The following is an 8398-nucleotide window of genomic DNA, read 5'->3' as shown; positions in this document are numbered from 1 at the left end:
TTCAGAATTTATATAAATAAAATATTTCAATGATTTATATACAGACAAATCTGTATACAATATTTTTCTGAAAATAAATAAAGAAAAACAGAGTATTTTTTTTAATTTCTATAGTTTTTCTTGTATTGCTGTATATCAGGAAATTGTTCAAAAATAATGGATTAAAACTGAACAGTTTAATTTTTTGTCACAGCTTTATGAGTTGTTCTATATAACGGTGAGGTTGAATTAAGTGGAAAAAAGATACAGGGCATTCATTTTTTCGGGTTATTTCATTATGGGGTTGGGTTGAAAAAGATCGATTTTAGAGAAAACTGTAGCGTATTTGCAGTAATCAACTGATTGCTGGTTTTTTAGGATATTTTAGATTTTAAGCTTTCCTCGGGTCTAATTTTTAAATATCAGATAATTTATATTTTTTGAGAGCTGTAAATGTCAATCAGATGTGAAGTATTTAATAATACAAGAACCGCTGTCATCCACAAAATGAAAGAAAGTGTGGGCAGGGAGCAGTGGCAAGAGAATATGGCTTTTATTGAAACGCTGAGAAAAAAATTAAGAGCTCATCCAATCAATTATCATCCCATGATCAATTGCCTAAATGAGGGAAAAGTCAGTAAGGAAGCTCTGGTCAAAATACATCTGGAATATCGCTTTGCAATTGTGCAAATTTTTACAGATGCATTACTTATGGCTCAATACCAGACAAGACAATTAGAACCCAGATTTAAATCTGGAATAAAAATGTATCCAAGGTTTTTACTGGGGCTCAATATATTTGATGAATTCGGTTTCAAAATAAAACCAGATCAGATGAATAATCTTGGAAGCCCGGATTATGCACATTATCCGTTGTTTGAAAATGTTCTTGATGAACTGGATATCGGGCATCTGGCGCGAAATAGATATATGCCGTCTAAAGCAGCAAAAAGAGTCCGACATTATCTAGAAGATAGTTTCTATAGCTATACCTCACTGATCGCCCTTCTGGCGGTTGTTGAGGTTGAAGTCATGCTATTTAGCCCTCCATTACGTCATGCGTTAAAGAATATTGGGGTAGATATAGAAAATGGATATTACTTTGTTCATGGAACAACGGAAGAACATGACGTTGAGGCAACAGATGACGACCATGAAAATGACTTGTGGTTTACGCTGGCCCATGCCTGCACAGAAGAAGATCATATCAATATCAAAGAGGTATGTATGAAGTATTGTGAGTTGTGGGAAAGATTCTGGGATGAACAGTTAAAACATTGCAAGCCGTTTAAATGAGCTTGATTTAAAAAATTAATTTTATCTGATTTTTTAAGAGGAAGACCTATGAATGCTTATGTAGGGCATACATTGCACAACAAGATAAAAGAATATACGGCTAGTGAGCATGAACGCTTAAGAAGCATAATGATGCATTCAGATCTGTTTAAAAATCTGAATAAATATAAAAAATTTACTCTAGCCCAGTACTATTTTCACTGTGAAGTCGAAAAAATATTTATTGGTTATAATATTGCCGGGATCTTTCCAAATATTAAGTGTAGAGAGCGCTTACAGGCCCTCAAGCAGGATATGAAAGACCTGTATATTGATACCGAGCAAAATATTTTTGAAAGTCCGGTTGTGCTTAATCAATATGAGGCACTGGGGTGGCTTTATGTCTCAGAAGGTTCAACGCTCGGGGCTGCCATTATTTTAAAGGGTGTACAGGAGGGGTTCTGCCTGTCAGAACATTTTGGAGCCAGAAATTTGGCTGAGCATGCGGAAGGCCGCTTGCAATACTGGAATATATTTACCGAAAATTTAAATCAATTAAAACTGAATAGGGAAGATGAACTGTTTGTATTAAATGGTGCTTTAAATGCGTTCCAGTATTTTGGCATTATGCTTGAAAGCTTGTCAGACTAGATCATTGTCTCTATAAATACTGTTCAAATCGATCACAATAAGCTCCTTGCCTGAATCTGGTGAGGGGCTTTTTTTATGCAACCTCTTGTTAAAATTGATGATTCATTAGACATATTGATTTTTTAATACCTCAGATTAACCCGCTATGATTTTATACTCATGTATTCATTTTAATCAGTATGTTAATTTTTGCAATTGTAATAATTCTGAAATATAAGTGTATTTAGTTGACTAATAAAGCATTGTCGATATTTGTATTATGTATACAGACTTGTCTGTATACATAAATATTTAAGATTGAAAATGTTTTAAAATATTGTAATTTGACCTGTTTTTATAATGTGTGTTCAGCGAAAAGAATCGCTTGTTCAATCGTAAATTAAACACATTTATAAAAGGTTGTATGATGAAAAAAATATTAATTACGTTTGCTGCAATATGTGCAGTTTCTAGTAGTGCTATTGCATCTGATACGGTTATCCCGGTAAAGGCATCTGCTGAAACTGCGATTAAAATCAAAATTAAAAATCAGGGTATTTCTACCGATGTATCTGCTTCTAGCCAGTTTCAGGGATGTAATCCTTGGGCCCAAAATCCGTGGGATATCCATTGTTAATGGATCAGGTTAAATAAAAAACTTAATTAATATATGGGATCAATAGGATAGCACAGCCTAAATGATGATCTTATCAGGATTGGTCACTGATGTGGCCATTTTTTATAAAGTAGTTCGCTGATGAAAATGTATTGATATTTTATTCTAAAAAAAATTTATAAGTTTAAGAGGTGTATATGAAAGTTTTAATAACGGGCAGTAGCGGGAATTTAGGTACAGCATTATCTATTATATGTAAAAAGAAAGGTTTTGAAGTAATCGGAATTGATAAAAGGCCTTCTACCGAAACCACCCATATTGGGCAGATTAATGATGAAACCTTTATTGATAAATGCATGCGAGGGGTAGACATCGTTTTCCATACAGCGGGTTTACATAAGCCCCATGTCGCAACACATTCCATCTATGAGTTTATTGAAACCAATGTTTGGGGAACCTGTGTGTTGTTGCAAAGCGCCAAAAATCATCAGGTCAAAACCTTTGTATTTTCCAGCACCACCAGTGTATATGGCAGTGTGCTGTCACCGGAACCTGGTTTGCCTGCGATCTGGATCGAAGAATCTACCAGAATAGAAAGTAAAAATATCTATGGTTTAACCAAACTGAGCGCCGAGGAACTGTGCAGATTATTTTCCATGGACCAGAAAATGAGATGTCTTGTGCTCAGGAATTCTCGGTTCTTTTATGAAGATGATGATAACAAGATAATACGGGACACCTATGATCAGGACAATGTGAAGGTCAATGAGTTACTTTATCGTCGTGTTGACATTGAAGATGCGGTGCAGGCACATCTGAATGCTGCTTTTGAATATAAGGGCGAAGCTTATTTCGACACCTTTATTATTAGCAGTACCACACCTTTTTGTAGGGAAGACTGTAGCAGGCTGAATGTTGAGCCTGAGAAAATTATTAATCAGTTATATCCTCGTTGTCTTGATATTTATAACAAGAAAGGCTGGAAACTGTTTCCACGTTTTGACCGGGTTTATGACAATGCTAGAGCACGACAATTGTTAAACTGGGAGCCCAAGTATACCTTTGCGTATGCGCTGGAGTGCCTGGAACAAGGCAAGCCTTTTAAGAGCGAGCTTGCAGAAACGGTAGGCTGGAAAAAATATCATGACAATGTATATCTCGATATGCCATATCCGGTATTTGAGGACAATATGATTTCGCATATAGGGTATAAGAAATTACTTGATGTAAATACTCTATAACGATTGATATGTTCTTTTCATTCTACTTAAACCTAGATAAGCCTGTTGCAGTGCTCTAAGTGTTTTTATTTTATATTTTGCCAAATATCAGTTTGCTTAAACATAACTCAAACAATGGCCAATATATCAGCCATTGTTTGAGAATAAGATGGAGAAACGGCTGTCCCTATTATGAGGGAGAGTCAATTTCTTTGATATTTCTACATTTTGCGTGGCGGTCTTTTTTACAAAAAGTTAAGACGATGAGTTTAATACTAATTTGTGTCTGCAATATTTATTTTTATATAAGGTTATCAAGTATAAACAGTAAGTTAAAGTAATAACATGCGGAAGAAAAATGGGTTGAGGTTGATTTTTAAGCAGCTATTGCTGTTTATACAAGATCAGTAATTCGGACTTATTCATATTTAAATGGTAATAAAATGTGATTTGCACCACATTTTATTGGGTTTGCCTTGGAAAATATATTAATAATAGCTTGCAATAATAATGGCGTTCTTTTGATCAGGTAACCGCTCAATACTAATCTCTGTTGTGAGATTCTTCTGGGTTTGTATATTTAAATCATTTGCTGCCAAAGTCTGGGTTTCCAGTTTGGTATTTATCAGATTAAGCTGCTGACAATCAGTATTGTTCTGTTGCTGGGAACATGTATCTTCTACAATACTTCCATTCATCTGAATAATACCTGCTGAATAACTAACCGTAGCAAATGCTATTAATGATAAAAGTAGGGCAGATTTATAAATATATTTATACATATTTATTGCCTTTTATAAAATGTATTCAGTAATTATTAACATAAATTTAATTATTAAATCAATCATAAACTAAAATGGCAGGTAAATATTTCATTATAATGTGATCTGTTTAAAGTTTTATTTTAAAACTGATAAATAATATAATTTTTTATAATATGCTGCTTTGTTCTGGTTTTTATTTAATTGTGTGATTAAGTTATCAAAAATAAAAAACCTCCTGAAACACAATAATTTCAGGAGGATCAGTAATACTTATAAAGTGTAGGTTAATCGTATTGAATGGTCACTGTCGCCATCGCACGAACGGTACCAGCTGTCACATTGGTCGCTGTCTGATAATAACGTGCTGTTAAAGGCACATTATATTGTACAGTCTGGTTAGAATTTACAGTTCCTACTGCCAGTTTGTCGCCTTTATGAATGACCTGATTTTTATTTTGGCCATTCCAGAGTAACTGAACGCCTACACCTTTGGCCTTGGTGGCATTCGGGGCAGTATTGGCCATGACCTGATTGTTGTTACCGTCTTGAGGGAAATCGAAATCCAGACTGATCTGGTTTTTTTCTTCATAGCCTGTCGGGTTCTTACCGCCATTACACAGAATATTCAGGTCAAAAGCCTGCTCACCCTGTGTCGAGCCAATGCCTTTAAAGCCTGCTTTCGTCACGGTTGGTAGTTGCACGACTTTATTGATATTGCCCTGAAGCTCGCAAGAGGACGAGGCAATGGTAATGGCATTGGCAAGTACGGTACTGGTCAGGAAAGGACGGTTGGCATAGCCTTGTACATAGTAGCTACTGTATTGTCCTGGAACCAAAGAACCGGAACCGGTCTGTTCGGCTATTTTGATAATTTCAACCACAAAATATCCAGATGCCAGATAATAGCGCGTAGCAGAATTTAAGCCACCCCGTACATAGGGATAATATCCGGAAAAATTACCGGCATTCTCCGCTTCCCGATAAAGGCGAATACCGATTCCAGGAATATTGGTGGTATAAATATTATTTCCTAGCGGACTCAGGGGATACCCCTGGTTGAGTTCCGCGATCAGGCGGTCACTGTAGTTACAGCGGTCGACTTGTGTACCTTTATCCCGAATCGGAAAGGTGGCCTTACGCAAGATTTTACCGACTTCATCGCTGGGACGTACAACCACCCGTCCTACAGACATCAGAACGTCGTTTGGGACATAACTTAACATGCGGCAGGCAGCATTGGCTTCCGTGTAAAGTCCCAGACCAGCCGTCAGCAATATCGAATTTAAAAGTAATTTTTTCATTTGCATACGGCCTCAGACATGATCATGTTTTGCTGGTCTTTAGAAAGTTGTGCGGTGACATCATAACTAAAATGACACTGTTCATTTGCTTCATCCCCCCATTTTACATACAAATCACCTTGAGGTTCTTGAGTACGTAAATACACCATGCTGCCTTGTGCAACAATGCCCACCGCTTCATCCTTTGTATTAAAGACCTGGGCTGCGAAGGGCAGGTTATCACCAGAAGCTATCTGGCTATGAATATAAATTGCATACCCTTTTTTGGTTGAAAAATCCACTTTGGCAATAGCACCGGCAAAGGGGGCAATACGTTGGCTGGTTTCTTCCAGTTCTACTTGACTGGACATTTCCTGTGGATCAAGTGTGATGTCATTTAAACGGTAAGGGGTCACATAAGGAATTACGGCGTACCCCGATTTATTAATACTTAAACCTGTTGTGTTGTTGACTTTGGCACCTGCAGCATCTGGGGCATAGACCAAAACCATGGTCTGGCCCTGTTCAGGCCCAAATAAAACGCCTTGCGCATGTGCCACGATATTGCCACTGATACTGAACATTGCCTGTTGATATGCATCAGCAATACTATAAGAAGCACCGACTGTTGCGTAGTTGGTCCGGTAACGGCCATTCACGTTAAAGCCCGGATTCTGCCGATCCTGATGCGAGACCGAAGCCCCATAACTGAAACGCTCTCCGGCCATGCCACTCATGCCGATGGTCCGGTTGTTTTCAGACAGGTTGGCATTTACATTGACCGAATTTTTTCCGAAGCTGAACGGGAAAGATAGCGTCATCAGATATTCGGTATCACGGCTCTGCCGGGTTGAACCGTAGCCGACCAGACGGTTGGTTGCTGACAGGCCATAGGTGAGACCACGATAGTGATTACTATAACCCACCTGATATTGGCGTGCGGTTTCGTTACGGTTCCAGTAATCGTTCCAGGAGCCGACCATATAAATATTGCCCCAGCCTTCAGGCAAGCCCTGATTCAGGGTGATCTGGAATTCGCTACGCTGTTTGCCGACAGCAAAGGTATTGACGCCCTTATCTTCAAGGTCGCGGATGAGCAGGGCATCGCGCAATTTATAATAGTTTTCGGTTGAGTAGCGATAGGCTGCCAGCGTCAGGTTGGTATTGGTCGGGGAAATCAGCTTGCTATAGCTCAAACGGAAACTTTGACCGGTTTGTGAACCTTGCTTGTCAAAGTCTGCTTGCGATCGGGTGACATCAAATGAGACCGCTCCGATTGGTGTTGCAAAAGCTGCGCCCAGTAACACAGCTGCATAATCATCGGCAAGCTGGAAACCTGTATAACCGGTCAGATAGTTGTTAATACCACGCTGATACTTACCCTGTGTCACCCACGGCGTCAGGTCAATATCCCGATCACGGAACTCACCCGCAGTGATGGAATAGCGGCTTAATCCCGGCCGAAGCATTTGCACAACTGAAGCATAAGGTACGGCATACTTCTGGGTTTCACCATTTGACTCAATAATGGTGACTTCAAGCTCTCCGCCAAAACCTGTCGGGTAGAGGTCATTGATCTCGAAGCTACCTGGCGCTACTGTCGTCTGGTAAATCAACTGGCCTTGCTGGCGAACTTCTATCTTGGCATTCGTTTTTGCATTTCCCCGGATACGCGGTGCATAACCCAGCATACTGTTAGGGAGCATGCGGTCATCACTGGAAAAATCCAGACCACGATAACCAAATGAATCAAACAGTTCACCACTGGTAAAGCTGTCACCTAGGGTCAAAACACCGCGATATTGAGGAAATGCCCGTTGTAAATAGGTACTTGTAGATTCATAGTTTGATTTGTTCTTGGTTGAGTCAAGCGCACTTTGAGCACCTTCTTGCCATTGCCACTGACCGTTGTGACGAAGTTGCCAGCCGGCAATGTTGGCACCTGCGGTAATGGCCATAAAGGCATTGGTACTTTCTTTATGGTCATTTAAGCGGTTAAAGGTTTTGTAGGCACTACCGCTATATGATAAAAATCCGGCATTAACACCACGATCCCAGATGCTCGGGTCTACATAGCCTTGGGCATTTTTTTGCAAGGCAACTTGCGGGATGGAGATATCGATGCGCAGACGGGAGGTATCAAAGTCGTAGTAGGCATTTTCAATCCATTCTTCGATTTTATAGCATGCATCTGGCGTATTTGATCCACTCCGGTTGACCAGTACATCCTGCTTGACACCGTATTCCAGTAAAGAGCTGGCGCTAAAGCAGGTAAACGCATTCTGATCCTGTTCCGAGGAACGGAACATCATTCTTCTTTTACCGAACCAGTTGCCGTTGATATATACATCAACATTATATTCGCCCGCTAAAACCGGGTTGCCATATTTAAAGCGCGAAATATCTACTTTTTGTGCATCACCGATTAAAAAAACAGAGTCAAACTCGGCTTCGATTGGTGCCGTTTGTTCTGTTGTCTGTTCTACTGCATATACAGCCATAGGCAGCGTGACTGTGATTACCCCGGAGGTGAGGTAATAACATAAATGACGCTTCAAGAATTTAGCTGTTGCATTTTTCTTTGACATAACCGGTTCGCCTATTCAGGGATAGGTACAAAATGATTGTTTGATT

General features: G+C 39.4%; 7 protein-coding genes. 4 read left to right on the top strand and 3 right to left on the bottom strand.

Going from position 1 to position 8398, the window contains the following annotated elements; genetic code table 11:
- The first annotated feature begins 432 nt into the window (after positions 1 to 432).
- The 4 genes from OC23_RS09645 (at position 433) to OC23_RS09630 (ending at position 3741) form a co-directional block, all read left to right on the top strand.
- Positions 433 to 1275 (top strand): hypothetical protein, encoded by an 843-nt coding sequence (locus OC23_RS09645; RefSeq protein ID WP_038344377.1) that lies wholly within the window; start codon positions 433 to 435, stop codon positions 1273 to 1275.
- A 48-nt stretch (positions 1276 to 1323) separates the two neighbouring features.
- On the top strand, positions 1324 to 1905 hold the full coding sequence (locus tag OC23_RS09640; protein WP_038344375.1) for a biliverdin-producing heme oxygenase: 582 nt from the start codon (positions 1324 to 1326) through the stop codon (positions 1903 to 1905).
- A gap of 406 nt (positions 1906 to 2311) precedes the next feature.
- Positions 2312 to 2521, top strand: coding sequence for a hypothetical protein (locus OC23_RS09635; RefSeq protein WP_038344374.1), 210 nt, complete (start codon positions 2312 to 2314; stop codon positions 2519 to 2521).
- Positions 2522 to 2697: 176 nt separating this feature from the next.
- On the top strand, positions 2698 to 3741 hold the full coding sequence (locus OC23_RS09630) for an NAD-dependent epimerase/dehydratase family protein (RefSeq protein ID WP_052209154.1): 1044 nt from the start codon (positions 2698 to 2700) through the stop codon (positions 3739 to 3741).
- A gap of 467 nt (positions 3742 to 4208) precedes the next feature.
- Here the strand turns inward: OC23_RS09630 and OC23_RS09625 are convergent, their stop codons facing one another.
- The 3 genes from OC23_RS09625 to OC23_RS09615 all read right to left on the bottom strand — a co-directional run bounded on the left by OC23_RS09625 (position 4209) and on the right by OC23_RS09615 (position 8352).
- Entirely contained in the window at positions 4209 to 4502 is a 294-nt protein-coding gene (locus tag OC23_RS09625) for a hypothetical protein (protein WP_038344372.1), read from the bottom strand.
- A 266-nt stretch (positions 4503 to 4768) separates the two neighbouring features.
- On the bottom strand, positions 4769 to 5785 hold the full coding sequence (locus OC23_RS09620; protein WP_038344371.1) for a fimbrial protein: 1017 nt from the start codon (positions 5783 to 5785) through the stop codon (positions 4769 to 4771).
- On the bottom strand, positions 5782 to 8352 hold the full coding sequence (locus OC23_RS09615) for a fimbria/pilus outer membrane usher protein (protein ID WP_038344370.1): 2571 nt from the start codon (positions 8350 to 8352) through the stop codon (positions 5782 to 5784). The genes OC23_RS09620 and OC23_RS09615 overlap by 4 nt, the downstream gene beginning before the upstream one ends.
- Positions 8353 to 8398 lie beyond the last annotated feature (46 nt).

Source organism: Acinetobacter sp. A47 (genome assembly GCF_000805455.1).
Classification (GTDB): Bacteria; Pseudomonadota; Gammaproteobacteria; order Pseudomonadales; family Moraxellaceae; genus Acinetobacter.
This window is presented reverse-complemented; position numbering and strand designations above follow the sequence as displayed.

Excerpts from the sequence above, each read along its gene's own strand:
- OC23_RS09635 (WP_038344374.1), top strand. The coding sequence starts at position 2,312 with ATGAAAAAAATATTAATTACGTTTGCTGCAATATGTGCAGTTTCTAGT.
- OC23_RS09645 (WP_038344377.1), top strand. The coding sequence starts at position 433 with ATGTCAATCAGATGTGAAGTATTTAATAATACAAGAACCGCTGTCATC.
- OC23_RS09630 (WP_052209154.1), top strand. The coding sequence starts at position 2,698 with ATGAAAGTTTTAATAACGGGCAGTAGCGGGAATTTAGGTACAGCATTA.
- OC23_RS09640 (WP_038344375.1), top strand. The coding sequence starts at position 1,324 with ATGAATGCTTATGTAGGGCATACATTGCACAACAAGATAAAAGAATAT.
- OC23_RS09620 (WP_038344371.1), bottom strand. The coding sequence starts at position 5,785 with ATGAAAAAATTACTTTTAAATTCGATATTGCTGACGGCTGGTCTGGGA.
- OC23_RS09615 (WP_038344370.1), bottom strand. The coding sequence starts at position 8,352 with ATGTCAAAGAAAAATGCAACAGCTAAATTCTTGAAGCGTCATTTATGT.
- OC23_RS09625 (WP_038344372.1), bottom strand. The coding sequence starts at position 4,502 with ATGTATAAATATATTTATAAATCTGCCCTACTTTTATCATTAATAGCA.